General features: G+C 43.2%; 24 protein-coding genes. 10 read left to right on the forward strand and 14 right to left on the reverse strand.

What is annotated here, in order from left to right:
* Positions 1-97: 97 nt before the first annotated feature.
* Together lysA and pyrF are read right to left on the reverse strand one after the other, a co-directional pair.
* Positions 98-1,327: a diaminopimelate decarboxylase gene (lysA, locus tag LZG73_RS14240; RefSeq protein WP_233850704.1), complete on the reverse strand. Its 1,230-nt coding sequence runs from the start codon at positions 1,325-1,327 to the stop codon at positions 98-100.
* Between the two features lie 39 nt (positions 1,328-1,366).
* Positions 1,367-2,194, reverse strand: a complete 828-nt coding sequence (gene pyrF, locus LZG73_RS14245) for an orotidine-5'-phosphate decarboxylase (protein WP_233850706.1) — start codon at positions 2,192-2,194, stop codon at positions 1,367-1,369.
* 104 nt (positions 2,195-2,298) lie between these two features.
* Between pyrF and rfbC the strand changes: the two genes are divergently transcribed.
* A complete protein-coding gene (rfbC, locus tag LZG73_RS14250; RefSeq protein WP_233850708.1) occupies positions 2,299-2,847 on the forward strand; it encodes a dTDP-4-dehydrorhamnose 3,5-epimerase in 549 nt (182 codons plus the stop codon).
* Between the two features lie 4 nt (positions 2,848-2,851).
* On the opposite strand, the gene LZG73_RS14255 is transcribed toward rfbC, so the two are convergent.
* The 5 genes from LZG73_RS14255 to LZG73_RS14275 all read right to left on the reverse strand — a co-directional run bounded on the left by LZG73_RS14255 (position 2,852) and on the right by LZG73_RS14275 (position 6,257).
* Complete coding sequence (locus LZG73_RS14255) at positions 2,852-3,532, reverse strand: type 1 glutamine amidotransferase domain-containing protein (protein WP_233850710.1); 681 nt, start codon at positions 3,530-3,532, stop codon at positions 2,852-2,854.
* Positions 3,533-3,606: 74 nt separating this feature from the next.
* Positions 3,607-4,266 (reverse strand): response regulator transcription factor, encoded by a 660-nt coding sequence (locus LZG73_RS14260; protein WP_233850713.1) that lies wholly within the window; start codon positions 4,264-4,266, stop codon positions 3,607-3,609.
* A 6-nt stretch (positions 4,267-4,272) separates the two neighbouring features.
* A complete protein-coding gene (locus tag LZG73_RS14265) occupies positions 4,273-5,136 on the reverse strand; it encodes a sensor histidine kinase (RefSeq protein WP_233850715.1) in 864 nt (287 codons plus the stop codon).
* The gene (locus tag LZG73_RS14270) at positions 5,126-5,821 is read right to left on the reverse strand and encodes a hypothetical protein (RefSeq protein WP_233850717.1); all 696 of its coding nucleotides are present in this window, start codon (positions 5,819-5,821) and stop codon (positions 5,126-5,128) included. The genes LZG73_RS14265 and LZG73_RS14270 overlap by 11 nt, the downstream gene beginning before the upstream one ends.
* A 22-nt stretch (positions 5,822-5,843) precedes the next feature.
* Positions 5,844-6,257 carry a hypothetical protein gene (locus tag LZG73_RS14275; protein ID WP_233850719.1) on the reverse strand — a complete coding sequence of 138 codons (414 nt, stop codon included), beginning with the start codon at positions 6,255-6,257 and terminating at the stop codon, positions 5,844-5,846.
* 398 nt (positions 6,258-6,655) lie between these two features.
* On the opposite strand from LZG73_RS14275, the gene LZG73_RS14280 reads away from it, so the two are divergent.
* The 3 genes from LZG73_RS14280 (at position 6,656) to LZG73_RS14290 (ending at position 8,214) form a co-directional block, all read left to right on the forward strand.
* Positions 6,656-6,934 carry a SelT/SelW/SelH family protein gene (locus tag LZG73_RS14280; protein WP_233850721.1) on the forward strand — a complete coding sequence of 93 codons (279 nt, stop codon included), beginning with the start codon at positions 6,656-6,658 and terminating at the stop codon, positions 6,932-6,934.
* Between the two features lie 253 nt (positions 6,935-7,187).
* Positions 7,188-7,610, forward strand: coding sequence for an Hsp20/alpha crystallin family protein (locus LZG73_RS14285; RefSeq protein WP_233850723.1), 423 nt, complete (start codon positions 7,188-7,190; stop codon positions 7,608-7,610).
* Between the two features lie 268 nt (positions 7,611-7,878).
* Positions 7,879-8,214, forward strand: a complete 336-nt coding sequence (locus tag LZG73_RS14290; RefSeq protein ID WP_233850725.1) for a hypothetical protein — start codon at positions 7,879-7,881, stop codon at positions 8,212-8,214.
* A gap of 65 nt (positions 8,215-8,279) precedes the next feature.
* Here the strand turns inward: LZG73_RS14290 and metG are convergent, their stop codons facing one another.
* A complete protein-coding gene (gene metG / locus LZG73_RS14295; RefSeq protein WP_233850734.1) occupies positions 8,280-10,346 on the reverse strand; it encodes a methionine--tRNA ligase in 2,067 nt (688 codons plus the stop codon).
* A gap of 205 nt (positions 10,347-10,551) precedes the next feature.
* Between metG and LZG73_RS14300 the strand changes: the two genes are divergently transcribed.
* From LZG73_RS14300 to LZG73_RS14315, 4 genes are all read left to right on the forward strand, one after another.
* Positions 10,552-10,809 carry a hypothetical protein gene (locus tag LZG73_RS14300; protein WP_233850736.1) on the forward strand — a complete coding sequence of 86 codons (258 nt, stop codon included), beginning with the start codon at positions 10,552-10,554 and terminating at the stop codon, positions 10,807-10,809.
* A gap of 52 nt (positions 10,810-10,861) precedes the next feature.
* Complete coding sequence (locus tag LZG73_RS14305; RefSeq protein WP_233850738.1) at positions 10,862-11,044, forward strand: hypothetical protein; 183 nt, start codon at positions 10,862-10,864, stop codon at positions 11,042-11,044.
* A 165-nt stretch (positions 11,045-11,209) separates the two neighbouring features.
* Positions 11,210-12,208 carry an NAD-dependent epimerase/dehydratase family protein gene (locus LZG73_RS14310; RefSeq protein WP_233850740.1) on the forward strand — a complete coding sequence of 333 codons (999 nt, stop codon included), beginning with the start codon at positions 11,210-11,212 and terminating at the stop codon, positions 12,206-12,208.
* A 77-nt stretch (positions 12,209-12,285) separates the two neighbouring features.
* Positions 12,286-13,692 (forward strand): lipopolysaccharide assembly protein LapB, encoded by a 1,407-nt coding sequence (locus LZG73_RS14315; RefSeq protein ID WP_233850742.1) that lies wholly within the window; start codon positions 12,286-12,288, stop codon positions 13,690-13,692.
* A gap of 1 nt (position 13,693) precedes the next feature.
* Here the strand turns inward: LZG73_RS14315 and LZG73_RS14320 are convergent, their stop codons facing one another.
* The gene (locus tag LZG73_RS14320; RefSeq protein WP_233850744.1) at positions 13,694-14,812 is read right to left on the reverse strand and encodes a glycosyltransferase family 1 protein; all 1,119 of its coding nucleotides are present in this window, start codon (positions 14,810-14,812) and stop codon (positions 13,694-13,696) included.
* Between the two features lie 91 nt (positions 14,813-14,903).
* On the opposite strand from LZG73_RS14320, the gene LZG73_RS14325 reads away from it, so the two are divergent.
* Positions 14,904-16,196, forward strand: coding sequence for a pitrilysin family protein (locus LZG73_RS14325; RefSeq protein WP_233850746.1), 1,293 nt, complete (start codon positions 14,904-14,906; stop codon positions 16,194-16,196).
* Positions 16,197-16,256: 60 nt separating this feature from the next.
* Here LZG73_RS14325 and LZG73_RS14330 read toward each other — a convergent pair whose 3' ends face one another.
* Entirely contained in the window at positions 16,257-17,513 is a 1,257-nt protein-coding gene (locus tag LZG73_RS14330) for a pitrilysin family protein (RefSeq protein WP_233850748.1), read from the reverse strand.
* Between the two features lie 143 nt (positions 17,514-17,656).
* On the opposite strand from LZG73_RS14330, the gene LZG73_RS14335 reads away from it, so the two are divergent.
* Positions 17,657-18,772: a lipopolysaccharide assembly protein LapB gene (locus tag LZG73_RS14335; protein WP_233850750.1), complete on the forward strand. Its 1,116-nt coding sequence runs from the start codon at positions 17,657-17,659 to the stop codon at positions 18,770-18,772.
* Between the two features lie 3 nt (positions 18,773-18,775).
* Here LZG73_RS14335 and LZG73_RS14340 read toward each other — a convergent pair whose 3' ends face one another.
* The 4 genes from LZG73_RS14340 to LZG73_RS14355 all read right to left on the reverse strand — a co-directional run bounded on the left by LZG73_RS14340 (position 18,776) and on the right by LZG73_RS14355 (position 21,391).
* The gene (locus LZG73_RS14340) at positions 18,776-19,909 is read right to left on the reverse strand and encodes an amidohydrolase family protein (protein ID WP_233850760.1); all 1,134 of its coding nucleotides are present in this window, start codon (positions 19,907-19,909) and stop codon (positions 18,776-18,778) included.
* A gap of 12 nt (positions 19,910-19,921) precedes the next feature.
* A complete protein-coding gene (gene ispF, locus LZG73_RS14345) occupies positions 19,922-20,443 on the reverse strand; it encodes a 2-C-methyl-D-erythritol 2,4-cyclodiphosphate synthase (RefSeq protein ID WP_233850762.1) in 522 nt (173 codons plus the stop codon).
* A 49-nt stretch (positions 20,444-20,492) separates the two neighbouring features.
* Complete coding sequence (locus LZG73_RS14350; protein ID WP_233850764.1) at positions 20,493-20,837, reverse strand: hypothetical protein; 345 nt, start codon at positions 20,835-20,837, stop codon at positions 20,493-20,495.
* A 92-nt stretch (positions 20,838-20,929) separates the two neighbouring features.
* A complete protein-coding gene (locus LZG73_RS14355) occupies positions 20,930-21,391 on the reverse strand; it encodes a hypothetical protein (protein WP_233850766.1) in 462 nt (153 codons plus the stop codon).
* Positions 21,392-21,395 lie beyond the last annotated feature (4 nt).

The raw sequence follows: 21,395 nt of genomic DNA on the forward strand, positions 1-21,395 counted from the left end.
TTAGGACAAAATGTCTTAATTATATCTCTCGTTTGCTTTATGAAAGGCACAAAAAAAGGGAAGCATTTGCGTGCTTCCCTATATAATTTCGAGGTGACTATATCTCAATTTGCGTTAGCAGCAAGTCGTCAATTGTTTCCCGCCGTCTGATCAGCTTGGCGGCACCATTGTCGATTAAAACTTCGGCTGGGCGCATTCTTGCATTATAATTGGAGCTCATTGTGAGACCGTAAGCGCCTGCATTGAGGAATGCGAGTGCATCGCCCGGGCTTACTTCGGGCAAAGTTCGGTCTGTGGCAAATGTGTCCGTTTCGCAGATGTAGCCTACGACATTATAAACTTTTGGCTCACCGCCAGGATTGGTCAGATTCAGGATATGGTGATAAGAACCATACATCATGGGCCGAATCAAATGGTTAAGCCCGGAATTAACGTGCACGAAGTTCCGTGCTGGATCTTCTTTTACAACGGTTGCATTGACGATCAAAAATCCCGATTCGCTCACCAGAAATTTGCCAGGCTCAAACCAGAGTTGCAATTCGCGGCCATATTCACTGCAAAACTTCTTGAAACGCTCTGTGATTTTTCTTCCCAATAAATCCATATCCGTGATCGCGTCGCCGGGCAGATAGGAAACTTTAAAACCACCGCCTAAGTCAATGATTTCCAGATCAGGGAAGTGTTTTGCGGCTTCAAAAAGAATGTCTGCAACTTGTAAAAATGGCTCAGCATCCTTGATATCAGATCCCGTGTGCTGATGCAAACCGACGATTTTGATGTCGTATTTTTTTACAACATCCAGAATTTGATCCAGCAATAAAACCGAGATCCCGAATTTGGAGTCGGCATGTGCGGTCATGATTTTAATGTTCCCGCCTGCTGCAACATTGGGTTTAATGCGGATCAGACAAGGTTTCGTATTTCCATAAGTTTGTCCAAACCATTTGAGCAAGGGAATGCTGTCAATGTTAACAATTGCGCCGGCATCAACTGCCGTCTTCACTTCTTCAAACGGAACGCCACTTGGCGTGAATGTGATCTGATTTGCGGCATAACCTGCAAGCATTCCGATTTCCAGTTCTCCTGGCGATACAACGTCCAATTCCACCCCAATTTCCCGCATTAACCGCAAAATGGACAAGTTTGTGTTAGCTTTGCAGGCATATTTGATCTTCATATTGATCCCAGCAAAAGCGTGCTGCAACTCCGAAACTTTCCGCTTGATCGTCGAGCCGTCATAGACGTAAAGCGGACTGCCAAAGTCTTCAATTAATTGATGCGGATCGATGCCTTGAATGTTATATGTATTTTGCTCGGAAAGTTGCATGGGGCAATAAATGGATTGTCAATGAATCAATGTAGGGTGTCACTTGCAATATTTGTCAAGATATGTTTCCATTTCCTGTTGGAGAAGCTGTGCCTCTTTCTTTGCTTTTTGTGCAAAATCAGCGCCGTTTCCAGCATAAATAATGCTGCGGGATGCATTAACCAGCAACCCGCAATGTGCATTCATTCCATATCTGGAAACTTCTTCCAGGTTGCCGCCTTGGGCTCCGACGCCGGGGACAAGCAGGAAATGGTCGGGAACAATTGTCCTGATTCGCTCGAATTCCAAGGCCTGCGTCGCGCCTATGACATACATCATGCGATCGGCTCCCGCCCAGGATTGCGAAATGTGAAGCACATGTTCGAAAAGTTCTGTTCCTAGTGAGTCAATCCTTTGGAAATCAGTGCTTCCCGGATTTGAAGTCAATGCAAGCAGAATAACCCATTTGTCTTCAAATTCCAGAAAAGGAATCACGGAGTCGCTTCCCATGTAAGGCGCTACGGTCACCGCATCGAAGTCCAGTCCCGAAGCGGACGGATCGAAAAACGTTCTTGCGTAAAGGCCCGAAGTGTTTCCAATGTCGCCTCTTTTGGCGTCCGCAATGGAAAAATGCGTTTTAGGAATGTATTCCAGCGTTTTCTGCAAACTTTCCCAACCCTTCGAACCAGAGGCTTCATAAAAGGCTGTATTGGGTTTGTAAGAAACGCAGAAGTCGGCTGTGGCATCAATAATCTGCTTATTGAATTCGAAAACCGGGTCGGGATTATTCAGCAAGTGTGCGGGAATCTTCCTGATATCTGTGTCCAATCCAACGCACAAGTAGGATTTTTTCTGGGAAATTTGCTCAAACAGCGCTTCGTAAGTCATGAATTTGGAAATAATGCGCCGAAATTACAACCTCTATCAATAGATTCATAAATTTGTCGGAATATTAAGACATCCCATTACGAACCAACAGAAATAATATTTCCATGCAAATTCGAGAAACGTCCATTGCCGGTTTAGTTGAACTTACCCCACGTGTTTTTAACGATGAGCGTGGAATGTTTTTTGAATCTTATAATGAGCAGATATTTAAGCAATTAGGCTTGCCAACTAATTTTGTTCAGGATAATCAGTCTTTCTCGAAAAAAGGCGTGGTAAGAGGTTTGCACTTCCAAAAAGCGCCATTTGCGCAAGGGAAATTGGTTCGGGTTATTTCGGGGAAGGTTTTAGACGTTGCCGTAGATATTCGCCCTGAATCGCCGACATTCGGCAAGCACGAAATTTTTGAATTAAGCAGTGAAAAGAACAACATTGCTTACGTTCCGGAAGGTTTTGCACATGGTTTTGTTGCGCTTGAAGATTCCATTTTTTCTTATAAATGCACAAACATTTACAATAAGGAATCTGAGTCAGGCATTTTGTGGAATGACGAGGACCTGGCCATCAACTGGGGCGTTGAAAATCCGATCGTTTCAGATAAAGATATTATTCTGCCGACATTCAAATCCCTTTTCGGCGATTTGAAAAATAGCTAAGTTTTTATTTTTCAAAAAGCTCTTCCAAAGCCTTCGATGCGACTTTTTTTGCGGAATTGGGATTTTGGCCAGTGATAAGCCGTTCATCCATTTCAATGAATTCCATAAACGGGATCATTGATTTGGTGTAATGCGCGCCCCGCTCTTTCAGTTTGTCTTCCAAATGATAAGGCACTTCGCTGACGAAGCTCATCAGTGTTTCTTCAACATTGGAAAATCCGGTAACATATTTATCCTGAATAAGCCACGAACCGTCGGAAAGCTTGACATTCAATAAGCCGCATACGCCATGGCAAACGGCCGAAACCATTCCGTTTCGTTCGTAAATTTCCCGTGTAATTTTCTGTAAAGCGGTATTTTCTGAAAAATCCCACATCGCACCGTGCCCGCCGGTAAAATAGATCAGGCGATAATCGGTTGAATCTACATCATTGGGACTGAGTGAATTGTCAAGCTTGGAGCGGAATGTGGCATCTTCCCAATATTTGGCGTTGCATTCGTCTTTGAGATCCAGGCTGCGTTCATCCAGTGGAATTTTTCCGCCCAACGGACTGACAATGTCCATTAAAACTTTGCGCTTGCTCATGACATCGTAGAAATAGGTCAGTTCGCTAAGCCATAAACCAGTCTTGCCGGTTTTGTTCGGGAATGTTTCGTGGTTGGTGCAAACGATGAGGACTTTCATACAATCTTCCAAAGTTATTGGCTGAAAGATAATATAAAATCGCAGCAGTTTCCAGCGATCGGGCATGTTACTGGTTAATTGAGCAATTGGTTTTTATAAGCAAATGCGACGGCTGCGGCTGTGCTTTTGGTGCCGGTTTTTTCCAAAACCCTTAACCGGTGGCCTTCAACGGTGCGAATGCTGATGAATAGTTTGTCGCTGATTTCGGCTGTTGAAAAACCATCGCATATCAATTGCAGGACTTCTTTTTCCCTGGAAGACAGGGCAACATTGCAGGCATTGGGGAAAAACGGATGCTTGTTAACCTGGCGGGTGACCATTTTGCGGTGCATGGCCTTGGAAACAAAGTCGTTGTAGTAAAATCCTTCTTCATCCACGCGGCGGATTGCTTTTTCCACTTCATCAGGGCTGGTGTCTTTGAGTAAATAACCCTGAACGCCTTTTTCAAGCATGTGGATCACAAATCGGTCCTCATTATACATGGAAACCACAATGACTTTGATATTCGGAAACCTTTCAAATGCTGCTTCCGTGGCCTGAATGCCGTCCATAACGGGCATTTGAAGATCCATAAAAACAATGTCAGGCGTATTTGCGGGCAGGCGGTCCAATAATTCCTGGCCGTTGGCTGCTTCTAATATAAATTCGAAATCCGGAATGCCGCTCAGCATGGAGATAAACCCTTTTCTGAACAATTCGTGATCGTCGGCGATTCCAAGTTTTAAAGTTTTCATAATGATTTAAATGTTCACACGCTCGCGCCGGAATGGATGCAAAGGTTCTGGTTTACTGTCTGAAACGGGCACCATAGGAATCTGCGCATATGCACACGAGCCGCCCATTTTGGGTTTTTCATATTGGACAGTTCCATCGACAATCGCCAGCCGACTTTCAATTCCGAGCAGGCCCAATCCTGCAAGATTATTTTCTTTGATTTTCTCAGGATCAAACCCGACCCCGTTATCGATGACCTTCAAGCCAATCACATCATCATTGATTTCAAGACGAATGTCGATTTGAGAACAGCTGGCGTGCTTTATCGCATTGTTCACCAGCTCCTGCATGATGCGATAAAGGGTGAGTTCGAGCTTCTGGCCCTGACGCGGAAAGTCCTCCGTGTTTGCCTGAAAAGTGATGGCAAGGTTGTTGTCTTCTTCCAGCTTATGAATAAATTCTTCGATGGCTTCGATCAGTCCAAACCGTTCCAATGTCGTGGGGACGAGGTCGCGCGTGATTCTTCTGACGTGAATGATGGTTTCCTCAACAAGGGATTGGGACTTTTTCATAATCTGATCCTCTTTTTCATTCCCTGTGCTTCCCACGATTTTGCCAAGCTGATTGAGGCTTAACTTGGTTAGAGAGAGCATTGTTCCAATGTCATCATGCAAATCCTGGGCAATGCGACGTCTTTCGGTTTCTTCGGAATTTAAAGCCGTGTCGAGCAGGAGGCGGTTGTAGGTTTTTTCAATGTCGCTGATCCGCTTTTCTTCCTCAAACCGACGTTTTTGATAATACATTACGAACGAGATCAAGCAAAAAGCCATTGTCAGCATCGCCAGTGAGGCCACGAGTAAAGCCCATTTCAACTCTTCACTATTTTGCATAATCTCTCGCTGAAAAATGATAAATACCAACGCTAATGAACATGGCACACACTATTTCAAAAATGGTGGGAATCGTTTCGGTTATGCCTAGGTCAACCAAATTATTCCAAGTGGCCGTATAATGTAAGACAGGGGCAATAAATATAAAGCTTGAATAATATAAAAGTAAACCTGAACAAACCCAGAAAAACGGGAAGGTCAACAGGTTAGGGATTTTCAACGACTTGATAATCTCATAGAAGAACAATAAAATAAGCGTAATAATTAAGACGCCTTCAACTGTTTTTGCAAATAAAACGGCCCTATGATTGTGCAAGTCGCTGATTTCCGCGTTCGAGTTCAGGATGTCCCACAATGTGAATATCAAAAACCCTATCATTGAAGCGATCAGGCCTCTTTTGAATACACGCGAGCTGAACTTAAAGTAAAACATTCCGCTCAGCATCGCGTAATTGATTGGTATGCCCAGATTAAAAAGTATGATATTGTTTCTATGTCTGGCGGCTGATTGAAACATTAAAATATCGATTATCAGCTTGACAATGAGATAAAACAGCAACAGTTTAAACGAGGGATCAATGTAAGCCTTCTTTATAAGAATCAAAGTTATTGGTAATAGTGTGATAAAGACTGCAATACTAGAGATTGGATTTTTTAAACAATATGAAATGTAGATTTCAAGCATATAGTGTGTGTGTTTTAACCGCTTAACATTGGCTCGGGCAAAGAGGGCCACCTTTCATGACCTTTTTTTGTGTTGGCATATCCTTTAGTCCGCCCATTTGCGCACTTCTGATCAAGTCATTGCCGTCTGCATCAACCGGCACAAGCACCAGACGAGAGGTCGGTCTTACGGCACGGCGCCCCAGTTCTGCTTTCGTATCCAGCGTGTCTTCTTCTTCATCCGACAAACCATAATACATTCGAAAGCCTACGCAATCGTCTCCATGAGAGCGGATTAGCTCATTAAAGGTGTGTATGCCGAAGAACTCTGCTTTTACATAATTTTCACCGCGTGACATAATTTCCCGTTCTCTTTTCTGAAAAGGAGCGGTGATTAAAAGTGCCTCATCAGCTGAAATGAGCTGGCCTTCCTTACCTGTAAATCTGCGTGAATCCATAAAGCGTTTTAGTGAATTTTAAGAATAAGTTGTTATATGTAAATGTAGCCAGGGCGGGCCTTAACACCAAGGGAGTTTCATTGAATTGAGTAAACGGTTTTTGTTTAAATATCTGTTAATCAGGATCTTTTGAAACGCACTCACTTCTTAAATCACGTAAAATTACCTGCTGTTTTGGGGAGGATTACCAAGCGCCTTGTCGAGGCTTACGTGGCCGAAAAATCGGGGATAATCACGCTAAAATTCGGACAGAACTGCACATACATTTGTAAAGCGTTAAGGGAAATCTGTCAAAGGGTTTTTCTGAAAAGATTAAAGGGTTAGGTTAACATTCGAAAGCCGTGGGGGACTTCCTTCACGGCTTTTTTAATATCTTGGTTTTACAATCGAAACCAAACATGATGAAACCAACAATAACCATTGAATATTGTCCCAAATGTGGCTGGCTTCTACGGGCCGCATGGATGGCGCAGGAACTGCTCACCACTTTTACGGATGACTTGCTAGCATTAAAGCTTGTTCCGTCGGAAGTTGCGGGGCGCTATATCATCAGTTTCAACGAAGAATTGTTGTGGGATCGAAAGCGCGAAGGTCGTTTTCCGGAGCCGAAAGAGATTAAGCAGCGCGTCAGAGACATTATTGACCCCGCTCGCAGCCTGGGACACTCTGATCGCTAATCGGCGATAAAGGGGGCGAACAGGACAAAATGTCGCTTGATGGGGAGTTGAAACTGCAACTTTGGCATCTTTATGCCGATGGCAAATTGAATAGAAATTCACCTAAATGCTTGGAATGTGGCCTCATTAACGCTAATGGCAATAACTCTGAGAAAGCGGCTCGACTGCACATCTCTTTTTTAACGGTAAATTAATCTTTGGCACGTAGTTTTTCGTTAGTCTATTAAACTTGTGAATCTTAAACGCGATAGCAATGGAAAGCAAACTAAAAATACCCCAGGAGATGTTGATGAATATTGATTTTATCAACACAATCAATGGTGGAATGAGTGAGCCCGCTATAAAGCTTGACAGAGGATCGGACGGTTTTGAAGTTGTTGTGAAAGTTCCAGGCATCGAGGTTGAAGATCTGCAATTGGAAGTAGTCAAAGGAAAAAAGAATACTAATAATCTTAAACTATTTCACTTGTTGCCTATATTTTCTCAGGAAAGTTTGTCCGATGAAGAGCAGTGGAGAACAGTACGTTTCATCAATACATTCGTCATTCCGGAAGGAGTTGACGTTGAACATATAACCGCGAAATACGACGATACTTTTCGTCATTTGGTGTTATTTTTGCCCTATGGAAATGAGCAAGGTGACTATCATAGAAAGGTAAATATCGAGCGTTGGTAATATTCAATTTGTATTAAATAAAGTCACCCGACAGTTACAACTGTTGGGCTTTTTTTTGTGTCATCGGTTATATGAGGGTTATAAAAAGGCCTTTGCATTGTCTTGGAGCTTATTAATGAAGCACATGCAAATCAAAAGGGGCAAATTGTATCCATCCAATAGATAATATTAACAAACAGTAAACATTACAGAATTTAGTAAAAAAAGGAGTTACATATCTGTATCTTAGCCACCGTATTTTATATATTACTCCTCCAATCTCAACGTTATGAAAAAATCCAATATCTTCGCTTATATCGAGCTAACCAAACTTGTGGAAGAGCTCAAAGCTTCCAGCTCCTCATCTCATCTTAAACAGAAACTGAAATCCCAGTCTGCCTACTTCAACATTATCGAACCCCGATATTTTTCTGACAGCCTGATCAACGATTGGGAAGGAATTCTAAGCCTGATCAAACAAAAAGGCGTGAAAGTTAATGAGGAAGGGAAAGTGGTTTCCAATGCGGTAAGCAACACGATCGATCATCTGTCTGACAGAGAGTGCGAGGTGCTTGTAGATAGAGTTTATACACTCTACGATCAGGTTAAACGCGAATTTCAATGAGGTCTTTAACGAAAAAGCGACTCTGAGTTGTTCCAAAGCCGCTTTTTCGTTGCACAATTGGTGCCTTAATTTACAGTTCCTCCGTTCCAAACATCTTTTCCGGGCTGCACAAAAGCAAGGCTCCCGTCCCGGTCTTCGGCCATCAGAATCATTCCGTGACTTTCCAGTCCCATCATTTTGCGAGGCGCAAGATTTGCCAGATACAACACTTTTTTGCCAATAACCTCCTCTGCTGTAAAATGCTCTGAAATACCGCTCAGCACGGTGCGCTGTTCAATCCCGATATCGACCAATAATTTCAAAAGCTTTTTACTTTTCGGAACATTCTCCGCCGCCACAATTGTCGCAACACGAATGTCCATTTTGCCAAAATCCTCAAACTGAATCTCTTGCTTTATCGGTGTGACGGTTTTTCCTTCCAGCTCATTCATTCGTTTTGCGTCGTGCAGTTTTTGAATTTGCTTTTCGATCACATGATCCTCAATTTTCTCGAAAAGCAATTTTGCTTCTGAAACAGGCTGTCCAACCACAAGTAAATCAGCTTTTCCGGCATTTGACCATGTAATATTTTTCATTCCCAATTGGCTTTGAATCTTCGCAGCCGTGAACGGAAGGACAGGCTCAGAAACGATGGAAAGCGTTGCGGAAATCTGTAATGCAATGTTCAAGATTGTATTAACACGCTCAGGGTCAGTCTTGATTGCATGCCAGGGCTGTGTCTCTGCCAGATATTTGTTTCCTAACCGGGCCAGATCCATAATAAATGTCAATGCTTCACGGAAACGATAGGTTTCCATGGATTCCGCAACGCGTGCCGGAAAGTCAGCAAGGTCTTTTAATGCTATTTCATCGATTTCCTGTAATGCACTTCGCGCAGGCACTTTGCTATCACAGAATTTCTGCGTCAACACAATGGCGCGGTTGATGAAGTTGCCATAAATCCCAACCAATTCACTGTTATTTCTGGTTTGGAAATCCTTCCAGGTGAACTCGCTGTCTTTCGTTTCAGGCGCATTGGCTGTCAGCACGTAACGCAGCACATCCTGCTTGTCGGGAAGCTCTTCCAGATATTCATGCAGCCAAACCGCCCAATTTCGGGAAGTCGAAATTTTGTCTCCTTCCAGATTCATGAACTCATTTGCAGGCACATTTTCCGGCAGAATATAATTTCCCTGGGCCATAAGCATGGCAGGGAAAATAATGCAGTGGAAAACAATGTTATCCTTTCCAATGAAATGCACCAACTTGGTTTCTCCGTCAGCATCAGGCTGCCACCACTTTTTCCAGCCTTCGTCCGTCCCGTTTTTTTGGATAAGCCAATCTTTTGTCGCAGAAATATAGCCAATAGGCGCTTCAAACCACACATATAAAACTTTACCTTCCGTATCTGGCAACGGCACGCTGATTCCCCAATCAAGGTCTCGTGTCATAGCGCGAGGTTTCAAGCCATCTTTCAGCCAGGATTGACATTGGCCAAAAACGTTGGTTTTCCATTCCGGATGTCCATTGATATAATTTTCAATATCCGGCTGCATTTTATCCAAAGGCAAATACCAGTTTTTGGTTGCCTTAAGAATCGGGCTAGCTCCTGAAAGTGTTGACCGCGGATCTTTCAATTCCAGCGGACTTAATGTTGAGCCGCAGCGTTCACATTGATCCCCATAAGCATTGGGATTAGCGCAAACTGGGCAAGTGCCGACAATGTATCGGTCTGCTAGGAATTGCTGCGCGGTTTCATCAAAATATTGCTCCGTCGTCTCCTCAATAAATACATTCTTATCGTATAAATCTTTGAAAATCTCCTGCGAAGTCTCGTGGTGAACCGGCTTGCTCGTCCGCGAATATATGTCGAATGAAATGCCCAATTCCTTGAAGGAGGCATCAATCTGCGCATAATATTTGTCAACAACCTGCTGAGGCGTAAGTCCTTCTTTTTTTGCCCGGATTGTAATCGGAACGCCATGCTCATCGGTCCCGCTAATGAATGCAACGTCGTTTCCCTGAGCACGTAAATAACGAACGTATATATCAGCCGGTATGTAGCAGCCAGCCAAATGCCCAATGTGAATGGGGCCATTGGCATAAATCAGCGCTGCTGTAACCGTATATCTTTTTGGATCGGGGATGGGCATCTTTAAAATTCAGGTAATATATAAGATTGAAAACGTAAAATTAGCAAAAAGGCTTTCAGAACGGGGTGAAGAACTATGTAAATAAATTTTATTAACTTGTTCTATTATCCATATCCACATTAATATTACCGAAAGCACGAAACCTTACATTGTTTCAAAAGTAAATTCACCAAAGACTCAATAGCAGCAACCATGCTGTTACAACATGAAAAAATACACATACAACAGGCTTTTTCTGCTTTCGCTTTTTGTTTTAGTGGCTTTTGGATGCACGGATGATGATGACAAAGGTGATTTGAAACAAAGCGAAAAGCACTATAATCTTACGAAGGCGGCAAGTGAAGATGATGCAATGTTTCCAACATATTCGCCGGGTAAAAATGGAGAGATTAATAAGGAAATAATTGAAAGAGAACGTGATTTAAAAGAAAAGCTGCTCGAAATGGCGCCTATTTGTGACTGAAAATCAATACAATTTGCTTGCCGATGATTTTAAAAGCCAAATTATTCACAGCATGGATTTGCACAAACAAGCCCAAGCAGCATTGCCTGGCTTAATTCAAAAAATGAAGGACAATCCCGAAACAATTCAAGGCGAACTTAGGACGAATTTCATGGTTGCATTGTATGAAAAAGATGATTTTTCTCCCAGAATTGCAGCATTAGAACATTATTTGAGCCAGGTAAGGAGCTTATAAAAAGATATTCTCTCTAAGTTGCCCTTTTCAAATCTAAAAATTTGGAAAGGGCTTTTTATTGTTGGCGGTGAGCTGTAAGAGCGGTTTTCGATTTTCAAGGTTAAAATCTGCACAAATTCCCTTTTTTCGAGCCAACTTTGGTCCCAGCATTAGTTGTCAATTATTATGAAAGTCCTCATTACAGGTGCAACAGGTTTGGTTGGAAGCGCGACTGCCAGAAAATTTCTTTCGGAGCAGCATGAAGTGTTCGCACTATATCGATCCGGCTCGGACCGTGGCCTTTTGTCCGATGTAGAGTCAAAAATTCAATGGATAGAAGGTGATATTCTGGATATCAGCTCTTTGGAAAAGGCTTTTAATGGAATGGATTATATTATTCACACGGCTGCTGTGGTTTCTTTTATTCCAAAAGACCGCAAAATGATGTACAAGGTCAATGTCGAAGGAACCGCTAACGTCGTTAATGTTTGCCTCAATCGAAAGATCGGAAAGCTTTGTCACGTGAGCAGCATTGCTGCCATTGGACGCCCTGATTCCAGAAAAGTTGTTGCGGGTCATGACATTGTCCTGGATGAAAATCACCGCTGGGAAGATTCGCCCGAAAACTCGGAATATGCCAAAACAAAGCATTTAGCCGAGCTTGAAGTGTGGCGCGGCATTGCAGAAGGGCTTAATGCGGTTATTGTGAACCCGACTTTGATCCTTGGCGAAGGCGACTGGCAAAAAAGCAGCACGCAGATTTTTAAATATGTATTTCAGGAAAAACCATTTTACACAGAAGGCATCGCGAACTATGTTGACGTCCAGGATGTGGCAGAAATTGTTTACCAATTATTAGGCGCTGACATCTCGGGAGAAAGATTTCTGCTGAATGCGGGGAGCATTTCTTACAGAACTTTGTTCAATACTATCGCCGATACAATGCACAAAAAGCGGCCGTCGATGCGAGTGGGCGCAGGGCTTGCCGGTGTTATCTGGCGGTTTGAAGCGGTTCGGACCTGGTTATTAGGAACAAAGCCGCTCATTACAAAGGAAACAGCTCAGTCGGCTGCAAGGAAGATCAGTTACGATAATGCAAAAGTGAGAAAAGCATTAAATTATAGCTTCCAACCCATTGAGCGAACGGTTGCCAGGGTCAGTGAAAGTTTGCTCGGCAAGATTTGAATAACGATTATTTATTTTATAACTTTCTTTAATTAATTAGTGGTGCGTTAGCCCTCAAATCTAACCTGACGTTTTGTATGATGGAGAAAAATTTTGGGGAAAGAAAGGATTATATGAAAGAAACATTGCTCAGGTTTGAAAGAATGCTTAAAACAAGCGAGCCGGTTTTTTTTGATTTGGATACTTACGAAAAAGTAACGGTTCACTACATTGAAAAAGGAGATTGGGAAAAGGCTTACAAGGCCTGTGAGTTGGGTTTATCGGATTATCCTTATTCGCTCGACCTTTTACTGAATATGGTGCAGCTGCATGCAAACCGCGGTGAGCACGAGTTGGCGCAGGAAATACTGGAAAGAGCGTCGCTTTTTCATCCCGGCGACATTGAAATATCCTTCATGCAAGTTGCCATTTCCAATATGATCGGGGAGTTTGAAGAGGCCATCGAGGTTTTGGAAAACTTACTGCAGCGTGTTGAAGATCAGGATGAAATCTATTTCCAGATTGGGCAGACTTATCAAAACTGGGGAAAATATGACGAGGCGATCAAATTTTATAAAAAGTCGCTTCGCAATAACCTGAATAACGAAAGCGCACTTTATGAGCTCGCGCATTGTCTTGACCTAGTCGGTCAGCTGGAAAGTCATCTGGATTATTATAATGAGCTTGTTGACCGCGATCCGTTTTCGCATCATGCTTGGTATAATCTTGGGATTGCATTCAGCAAGTTGGAGCGTTATGAGGATGCAGTAAATGCTTACGAGTATGCAACATTAGTCAAAGATGATTTTGCTTCGGCCTTTTTTCAGCTGGGCAATTCGTACATGAACCTCGAAAAATACGAGGACGCAAAAGAACAATATCTGCGCGCCATTGAATTGGAAGGCGAGCAGCCCGAAACGTGCTGTTGCTTAGGAACTTGTTACGAGAAATTAGGCGAGTTTGAAACTGCGATCAAATATTACAGACAAACCGTTAAGCTCGATAAGCAGTGGGACGATGGCTGGTATGGTTTGGGAATCTGTTTCAGTGAGCTGGGACGCTGGTATGAAGCCGTTGGTTTTTTGCGTAAAGCCATTCAGATCACCGAATTAAATCCAGATTATTGGCTTGCGCTTGCAGAAACCGAGTTTAAAGTCGGCAATGTAATTTCAGCATTCGAAGCGTTTGAAAAAGCTGCGGAAATTGAGCCGTCCAATCCGGATATCTGGTTGAAATGGTCGCATGTCTTATTTGAGCAAGGAAATTACGTGCGTGCCTGCGATCTTTTGCAAGCTGCAATCGACGAGATGCCGGAGGAAGCCGATCTTTATTATCGCATGGCCGTTTACCAGATTCACGCAGGAACTTATCGTGAAGCATTGTTAAACCTTGAAACAGGTTTGACGCTTGATTATGATGCGCATGTGCAGCTTTTCGACTTTTTTCCTGATTTGGAAAAACAAAAAGCATTATTCCGCATCATTGAACAATACAGGGAGAAGTAAATCAGCCAAGATTTTTATACAAATCAATCAGCTGTGCAGCGATATTTTCGCCAGAGAATTGACTAATGTGTGGTTTCCCGGCATTAACAAGGCATTTTCTTAAATTGACATCAGTAATCAGTTTAGTAAGCTGCTTACTGATGTCTTCTTTTTGATAGGGATCTGCATACAAGCCTCCGGGCCCGCCGGCTTCTTCAAGACAAGAGCCTTTCGCGGCTAACACAGGAGTGCCGCTGTGCAGCGCCTCCAAAATTGGAATTCCAAATCCTTCATAAACAGATATATAGGCAAATATTTCCGCTTGCTGATAAAGAGCGGGCAAATGCTCCGTTGGAACATTACTTAGGATTTTGACTTTGTTTTCCAGATTCAATCTTTTGACCGAATCCAAAATTTTAGATGTGTAACTCGTTTGTTTTCCAACCAAAATGAGGTCAAAGTCATTGTCAGGCACATCAGCAAATGCTTCAACTAACCGATGCTGGTTTTTTCGTTCCTCCAATGTGCCAACGCAAAGGACATAAGGCTTTTGAATGTTGTAAAGAGCTGTTATCTCCTTTCTTTTCTGTTCGTCAATTGTCTGTTTAAAAATGGGGTTACAATCCTGATAAACAACTTCGATCTTCCCATTATCAACATTGTAAAGCTCGATCAAATCTCGTTTGGTTTGCTCGCTGATGGCAATTACAGTGTCAGCTCGGCGGCACGCGGATTGGAATTTGTGTCTGTAAATGAGCCGGTCTATCGGTTTGAACAGGTGCGGCAGCCTTTCAAAAATGAGATCGTGAATGGTCACCACTGAACGGATTCCTGCCTTCTCCAGTCCTCGGGGAATCTCATTGCTTAGTCCATGGAAAATTTGGATTTCGTCTTCTTTGAGCTGTTTTGTGATAGACGCATATCGCCAGTAAGCAGACAACTTTTTGTCAAAGAATGTCTGAGGCAGCTTAATGCGGTCTTCCGGAAAGCCTGGAAATAAATTAGCGCGGTTTTTGGGAGTGTAGGCTAAATATGCGTGATCTTTTTCGTGCGTTTGAAGGGCATTAAGCACAAAGCGGCTGTAATTTCCAAGTCCGGTCTTATTTGCAAAAGCTCTTTTGGCATCAAATCCAATGCGCATAACTGGTGTTTTACAAGGGTTTCAGAGCAAAAGTCTGTAATTTTGTGGATACCACCGAAAATTATTGGTGCGTATTTTGTGTTTAAAAGGAATGAAGAGAGATAACGTCCAAAAACAGGGTAACCCCAAATCCACCACATTATTACTCACCGAAGAATATCAGTTACATACGCTTGCAAACGGCATCCGCATTGCACATAAGCAGGTTCCGTACACGCAAATTGCGCATTGCGGGATCATGCTCGACATTGGGAGCCGCGATGAATTGCCACACCAACAAGGCCTTGCCCATTTTTGGGAGCATATGGCATTTAAAGGGACTGAAAAACGCAGTTCTTACCACATTATCAACCGCTTGGAGAATGTTGGGGGTGAATTAAACGCCTACACAACCAAAGAAAAGATCTGTTTTCACGCCTCAGTGCTAGACGATCATTTCGAAAAAGCGATGGATTTGCTGGCTGACATTACTTTTCACTCCGTTTTTCCAGAAAAGCAAATTGAACGCGAGCGGAATGTTATTCTTGAAGAAATGTCCATGTACATTGATTCTCCGGAAGATGCCATTCAGGATGATTTTGACCAGCTTATTTTCCCCGATCATGCTTTGGGAAACAATATATTAGGCACTGCCGAAACGGTTAGCGCATTTGGTAAAGCCGATTTAACGCAATTTATCAACGACAACATTGACACTGAAAGGATCGTCGTTTGCTCGGTGAGCAGATTGCCTTTTTCAAAAGTGATCCGCGTTGCCGAGAAATATCTGGGCGACGTTCCGCATCGTAAAACTACACGCGTGCGACAAGCGCCAGCGGCTTATTCTCCCTTGAATCAACAAAAAGAACGCTCGATTTCCCAGGCGCAATGTGCAATGGGACAACCCGCATATGCGCTTCTGGATGATCGGAGGCTGCCGTTTTTTATGTTGGTCAATTTGCTCGGCGGTCCGGGAATGAACTCGCGTTTCAATCTTTCGTTGCGCGAAAAATATGGTTTTGTGTATTCGATCGAAGGCAATTACACGCCTTATCTCGACACGGGTTTCATGGGGATTTTCTTTGGAACAGAACAAAAACAATTGAATAAAAGCATTTCCCTCATTCACAAGGAACTGAAACGCATTCGCGAAGTGCCATTGTCCGTTTTGCAACTGCATCAAACGAAAGTTCAGTTAATGGGACAACTTGCCATGTCCGAGGAAAGCAACATGAGTTTTATGCTGATGATGGCAAAAAGTCTGCTGGATACGGGGCGTGTGGATTCGTTACCGGAAATTTTTACCGAAATAGAGCAGATTACGGCTTCTCAATTGCAGGAAATCGCCCAAGAGATGTTTAAGGAAGAGCAATTTAGCTATTTAACTTTCCTTCCGGAAGACTAACATTCAGTGCAATCTTCATCGAATGTATTTTTCTGATATGAAAACTCACCAGCTGCAATGTTAAGCCATCGCAGCTGGTTTTTCTTCGGCCCTGTAATATAATGTCGCGGCGTTTTCCGGCCTCAAAATGGACTTCGCGGCCTGTTGAATGTCGGCAGACGTCAGGTTTCTGATAATTTCCGCGTCCTCATTCGCCCATTCCACATTGCCAGCATTGGCTGCAAAAGCCAGGTTCATTGCGCGGTTAAGCAATTCCACTTCCGAGAATGCGAGTGAAGCTTCGGACTGATTTTTCACTTTGGTGACTTCTTCATCGCTCGCGCCATTTGCGACAATCTCCTGCAAAATTTCATTTACAGCCGCATCGGCAGCTTCTAGCGTGACATTCGGATTCAGGTTTCCCTTAATCATAAGCAAACCCGGATCAAGCGAAGAAGTAACGCTGGCGCTGATGCTGTTGAACAGCGACTTATCTTTCAATAAACTTTGATAAAGTCGGGACGATTTTCCGCGTCCTAAAATATCGCTCAGCAAGTCGGTTGCATAAAAGCCCTTTTCATATCTGCCCGGCATGTGAAACACCTTTATCAGCGAATTTAAAGGCACAGCGGCAGACGTTTCCAGATGACGCGCCTCGCTTTGAGCTGGCTCCATCGGAATGTTTCTGATATGCGCCGGGCCCGGAGGAATGTCACCAAACCATTTCTTCGAAAGTTCGAGCACCTGGGCACTTTTCACAGCGCCTGCAACCACCATTACCGCATTGTTAGGTCTGTAAAAACGGAAGAAAAAGTCCTGCACATCGTCCATCGTCGCCCTTTCGATATGGTCAATGTCCTTGCCGATCGTGGCCCAGCGATAGGGATGTTGCTTGTAAGCCAAAGGCCTTAATTTGAGCCAAATATCGCCATATGGCTGATTGAGATAGCGTTGTTTGAACTCCTCAATAACCACTTTTCGCTGCACTTCCAGCACATTCGGGTCAAAAGAAAGGCTCATCATTCTATCCGATTCGAGCCAGAATGCCGTTTCTATATTATCGGCCGGTAAGGTGATGTAATAATTTGTAATGTCAGGTGAGGTGAATGCATTGTTTTCGCCACCCACATTTTGGACCGGAATGTCGTAACTGGGAATGTTTTTAGAGCCGCCAAACATCAGGTGTTCAAAGAGATGGGCAAATCCCGTGCGTTCTTCGTCTTCATCCCGCGAACCCACATTATACAAGATATTTACGGCAGCCATTGGTGTTGAAAAATCTTCATGAACAAAAACTTTCAAGCCATTATCCAGAACAAACTGCTCGTAACGAATCATAATATCAATGAGTAAGATAAATTTTTTTAGAACGGACTAAATAAAACTTTGGTCCAGAACCCGTCTCAGCGTTTTCGGGTTGTTAACAAAGCTAATGTTCAGCTGCGGTTCCACCAAACCATTTCGAGTTTATAGTAAATGCCATGCAGATTTCACTTCGGTTAATTTTCCTTTTTGCCTTCATATGCCTGCCATTCCTTGCGCCAGCGCAGTTATTGAACGATCCGGCGTCGATAAAGAACATCCAGAGCAGTTTGGATAAGATTTACAATTACGATTTTGACGAAGCGGAAACCATCATTGCGCAGGTTGAAAAAAAATACCCAAATCACCCCGTTACTTACATTCTGGATTCATTTATCCTGTTTTGGAAGCATTTGCCAATTAAGGATAATCCAGTAAAGTCGAAGGAATATTTGCGGAAACTCGATCAATGCCTTGAAGCGATTAACAAAAAATATGGTAAAAATAGCCTGGATCCGGAGGCAGTTTTTTACACAATGGTTGCGCGTGGTTACATGGCCATGATTTACAATTACAAAGGAGAAATGATGAATGCGGCAGGAGAGGGCAAGAAGGCATATAATGCTTTCGTGGAAGGCCTGAAACTGATCAATAAAAATCCTGAGTTTTACTTCACTTCTGGCATGTATAATTACTATGTGGAGGTTTATCCGGAAGAACATCCGATGGTGAAGCCGTTGCTTGTTTTCTTCAAAAGCGGAGATAAAGCACTGGGTTTAAAGCAGATTGACAATGCGACAAAAGTCGGAACGATAACGCGTGCGGAAGCTTGTTTTTACATTTCCCACATTTACCTAAAATACGAATCAAAGCCTGAAAAAGCGGTTTTTTATATGGATAAGCTGAATGCTTTATATCCCAAAAATCCTGTGTTTCAGATGAAGAATGTGGAATCGCTGCTGTTGTCCGGGAAGTATGATATGGCGGAAAAAGAGCTTGTTTCGCTTAAAAAAATCAACACCGGTTTTTATCCCGCAGCATGGCGCACGTTTCAGGGAATGTTAGATGAGAAAAGCGAAAAGAACGACGCAAACGCACAACGAGAATATTTACTCGCACTCAAAACGCCGCACGACGCGCAGTACACGAAAGAATATCATGCAATGGCTTACGCTGGCCTGGCCCGCATTGCAGCCCGCGCGGGAAACAAGGGCAAAGCAAAAGATTACTACAAAAAATGCCTCGATAAAGCTGAATACAGGTCTGTCATTAAGGAAGCAAAGGCATTTAAATGACAATTATTTTGGGAAAAGGCTTTTGTCTAATCCGGGAATAATTTTGAGGGCATTTTTGTAATACAATTTCTTCAAAACCTCATCTGACAAGCCCATGCCATACATTCGCCAGAAAGCGTGGTATTTTTTGTGATAGGGAAAATATTCATCCTCTGTTTCCAAAACCCTGAAATAGGTCATATACTCCGCAGGCACCCAGCTGTCTTTGCCAAACAGAACGCGATCTTGATATTTATCAAAAAACTTCTTTGCCGTCCGTGGCTGACGTCCCAATTCCGCAATTACCGCACCGATTTCGACGTACATGTTTGGGAAAGCGATCATCAGGCTGTCCAGCTTTTTCAGATTGTTTGGATACCAGCCCATGTGCGCATTGATAAAAATCGTTTTTGGGTTGCTGCGGAAAATATGGTGCTGCTCAGCAATTAATGAATCAAACGGCACGGGATCATTAGCGCCGCGGCGACGTCCCGGATGCGTTTTCAATTCAAGCCAGCGCTCGTTGTAACGGTCCATGGGGTCCCAAAATGAAGGGACATCAGCAGTGTGAATGAGCACCGGAATGCCAAGTTCACCGCATTTATTCCAAACAGGCTGCAATCGTGCATCGCTTACGGCAACGCGGTTTCCTTTGTCATCTTTAATGCCGCTGAAACCAAGGCTTTTATAGATTTTCAAGCCTTTTGCACCCATTTTCACATCTTCTTCCAATTGTTTCACGGCCTTTGCAGACCAGTCTGCTTCACCAAAACCTTTGAATTGCAGATTGGTAAAAACGGCAATCCGCTTTGGCTCATTTTTAGCAACATTTTCCAGCGAACCTTTCAATGTTGCGGTTCCCTCAGCCCATTCCTGCGACCAGCCTCTTCCGCTCAGATTAACCATGATGCCCATGTTCAGGCTATCCATTTGCTTGGTTAGCGCTTTCAGATCCTGCGTAGGCATTTGATATTGATGGTTATGCACGTCAATAAATGGAAATTTAGCGCGCTTAATGATATGCTCCTCAACTTTTAATGTTGAAATAGGATCATATTCTTCAAAACCAAGTGGCTGCGTAAGTTGTCCGCCTTCCTGTGCGCAGGCGTTGAGCGTGAAACCGATGCAAATGGAAAGTGCGAGGAGAATTTTTTTCATGTAAGGATACCTTCAAAGGGTTGTTGTAGCTTCTTTGTTTGGTGGGAAAGCATTAGGAGAATATATTAATGCAACACAATGGGCAGCAATTCCTTCCTCCCTGCCTACAAATCCTAGATGTTCGGATGTGGTGGCTTTAATGGAAATATCTTCTTCGGGAATTTGCGTTACTGCTGCAAGACAGGACTTCATTTCAGGAATGTGGGGGTTGAGCTTGGGACTTTGCAACACGATTGTGACGTCCACATTGCCAACTTCATAACCCTTTTCTCTGATCATTTCCAGCACTTTGGCTAGCAAAAGCTTGCTGTCAACGCCTTTCCATTGTGGATCTTTATCTGAAAAATGATATCCGATGTTTCGCATATTAGCTGCTCCTAAAAGCGCGTCGCACATGACGTGACAGACGACATCAGCATCGGAATGGCCCCTGGCGCCATGTGTGTGCGGGATTAAAATTCCACCGAGCCAGAAAGGCCGGTTTTCAACCAATTGATGCACATCATAACCCTGGCCAACGCGAAACGGAAACATGAAATTATTTTAATGAGGAACGTAGTATTTTGATTAAATGAAGCGACGATTACCGGGCTTTAAGGACATCAATGTCTTGGCGCATGGCAGCCATCTCTCTGTGTGTCTGAGCAAATTGCTCGTCACTGCGGTCAAAACGACTCATCATCGCTTCGAACAAATTGTTCAGCCCTTGCTTCGTTGACATGTTTTCCTTCAAGTAAGCAACATCAACCTTCAAGACTTCAATGTCTTTCGAGTTCGTTCTGACAACTTTGGTAAGGTCCATCACACTTTGTTGAAGAACGGTTTGGCCGTATTTCAATTCAGTCTGACCATGTTCAAGCCTATCCAAACGCATTAAACTTTCGGCCATTAACTCTTCGAGATTGCCGATTCTCTCTCTGTCTTTCATAAATAATGTATGTAATGATTTTTTTCAAATATAAACAAACAAGCCGGAAGGATCACATTGTGATTTCCGGCTTGCTATAAAAAACGCGCAGACTACTTTACCTGCTGAATTTCCGTTTTTAATTTTTGAATTTCCTGTTCCTGATTGACCGTTTTGAAATAATAATAAAGTCCGGCGATCAAAAATATTTTGGATAAAATAAACACTGCGATAAACGCTGGGCGCCAAAACTTGTGCACCTTCATATGGGTGTCATTGACCTCCACATCTAAATATCTGCGATCCTCTTCGGCCGGTTGTTGCTTGAACGAATGCTTTTCCTTTTGTCTGAATTCCCTGCTTCGAAGATGGATGATTTCCCTCAGGCCGACAGGCGGCGACACCGCAGAACCGTTGAAATGTCGCGTTATATCCATCTCAATATCAACCAAATAATCTGCGAGCCCCTGATTTTCCTCAATCATCTGCTTTACCAAATCTTGCTCCTCCTTGTTGGCTAATCCCAGCAAATGTGCTTCCAGAATACCACTTTCTATAAATTCCTGTGCTTCCAATGTG

The organism is Dyadobacter sp. CY326 (assembly GCF_021390515.1).
Taxonomy (GTDB): Bacteria; Bacteroidota; Bacteroidia; order Cytophagales; family Spirosomataceae; genus Dyadobacter.

Excerpts from the sequence above, each read along its gene's own strand:
- LZG73_RS14265 (WP_233850715.1), bottom strand. The coding sequence starts at position 5,136 with ATGCAAAATAGTGAAGAGTTGAAATGGGCTTTACTCGTGGCCTCACTG.
- LZG73_RS14280 (WP_233850721.1), top strand. The coding sequence starts at position 6,656 with ATGATGAAACCAACAATAACCATTGAATATTGTCCCAAATGTGGCTGG.
- LZG73_RS14305 (WP_233850738.1), top strand. The coding sequence starts at position 10,862 with ATGGATTTGCACAAACAAGCCCAAGCAGCATTGCCTGGCTTAATTCAA.
- LZG73_RS14315 (WP_233850742.1), top strand. The coding sequence starts at position 12,286 with ATGATGGAGAAAAATTTTGGGGAAAGAAAGGATTATATGAAAGAAACA.
- LZG73_RS14330 (WP_233850748.1), bottom strand. The coding sequence starts at position 17,513 with ATGATTCGTTACGAGCAGTTTGTTCTGGATAATGGCTTGAAAGTTTTT.
- LZG73_RS14335 (WP_233850750.1), top strand. The coding sequence starts at position 17,657 with ATGCAGATTTCACTTCGGTTAATTTTCCTTTTTGCCTTCATATGCCTG.
- LZG73_RS14325 (WP_233850746.1), top strand. The coding sequence starts at position 14,904 with ATGAAGAGAGATAACGTCCAAAAACAGGGTAACCCCAAATCCACCACA.
- rfbC (WP_233850708.1), top strand. The coding sequence starts at position 2,299 with ATGCAAATTCGAGAAACGTCCATTGCCGGTTTAGTTGAACTTACCCCA.
- LZG73_RS14275 (WP_233850719.1), bottom strand. The coding sequence starts at position 6,257 with ATGGATTCACGCAGATTTACAGGTAAGGAAGGCCAGCTCATTTCAGCT.
- LZG73_RS14270 (WP_233850717.1), bottom strand. The coding sequence starts at position 5,821 with ATGCTTGAAATCTACATTTCATATTGTTTAAAAAATCCAATCTCTAGT.
- lysA (WP_233850704.1), bottom strand. The coding sequence starts at position 1,327 with ATGCAACTTTCCGAGCAAAATACATATAACATTCAAGGCATCGATCCG.
- metG (WP_233850734.1), bottom strand. The coding sequence starts at position 10,346 with ATGCCCATCCCCGATCCAAAAAGATATACGGTTACAGCAGCGCTGATT.
- LZG73_RS14350 (WP_233850764.1), bottom strand. The coding sequence starts at position 20,837 with ATGAAAGACAGAGAGAGAATCGGCAATCTCGAAGAGTTAATGGCCGAA.
- LZG73_RS14285 (WP_233850723.1), top strand. The coding sequence starts at position 7,188 with ATGGAAAGCAAACTAAAAATACCCCAGGAGATGTTGATGAATATTGAT.
- ispF (WP_233850762.1), bottom strand. The coding sequence starts at position 20,443 with ATGTTTCCGTTTCGCGTTGGCCAGGGTTATGATGTGCATCAATTGGTT.
- LZG73_RS14340 (WP_233850760.1), bottom strand. The coding sequence starts at position 19,909 with ATGAAAAAAATTCTCCTCGCACTTTCCATTTGCATCGGTTTCACGCTC.
- LZG73_RS14310 (WP_233850740.1), top strand. The coding sequence starts at position 11,210 with ATGAAAGTCCTCATTACAGGTGCAACAGGTTTGGTTGGAAGCGCGACT.
- LZG73_RS14320 (WP_233850744.1), bottom strand. The coding sequence starts at position 14,812 with ATGCGCATTGGATTTGATGCCAAAAGAGCTTTTGCAAATAAGACCGGA.
- LZG73_RS14255 (WP_233850710.1), bottom strand. The coding sequence starts at position 3,532 with ATGAAAGTCCTCATCGTTTGCACCAACCACGAAACATTCCCGAACAAA.
- LZG73_RS14260 (WP_233850713.1), bottom strand. The coding sequence starts at position 4,266 with ATGAAAACTTTAAAACTTGGAATCGCCGACGATCACGAATTGTTCAGA.
- pyrF (WP_233850706.1), bottom strand. The coding sequence starts at position 2,194 with ATGACTTACGAAGCGCTGTTTGAGCAAATTTCCCAGAAAAAATCCTAC.
- LZG73_RS14290 (WP_233850725.1), top strand. The coding sequence starts at position 7,879 with ATGAAAAAATCCAATATCTTCGCTTATATCGAGCTAACCAAACTTGTG.
- LZG73_RS14300 (WP_233850736.1), top strand. The coding sequence starts at position 10,552 with ATGAAAAAATACACATACAACAGGCTTTTTCTGCTTTCGCTTTTTGTT.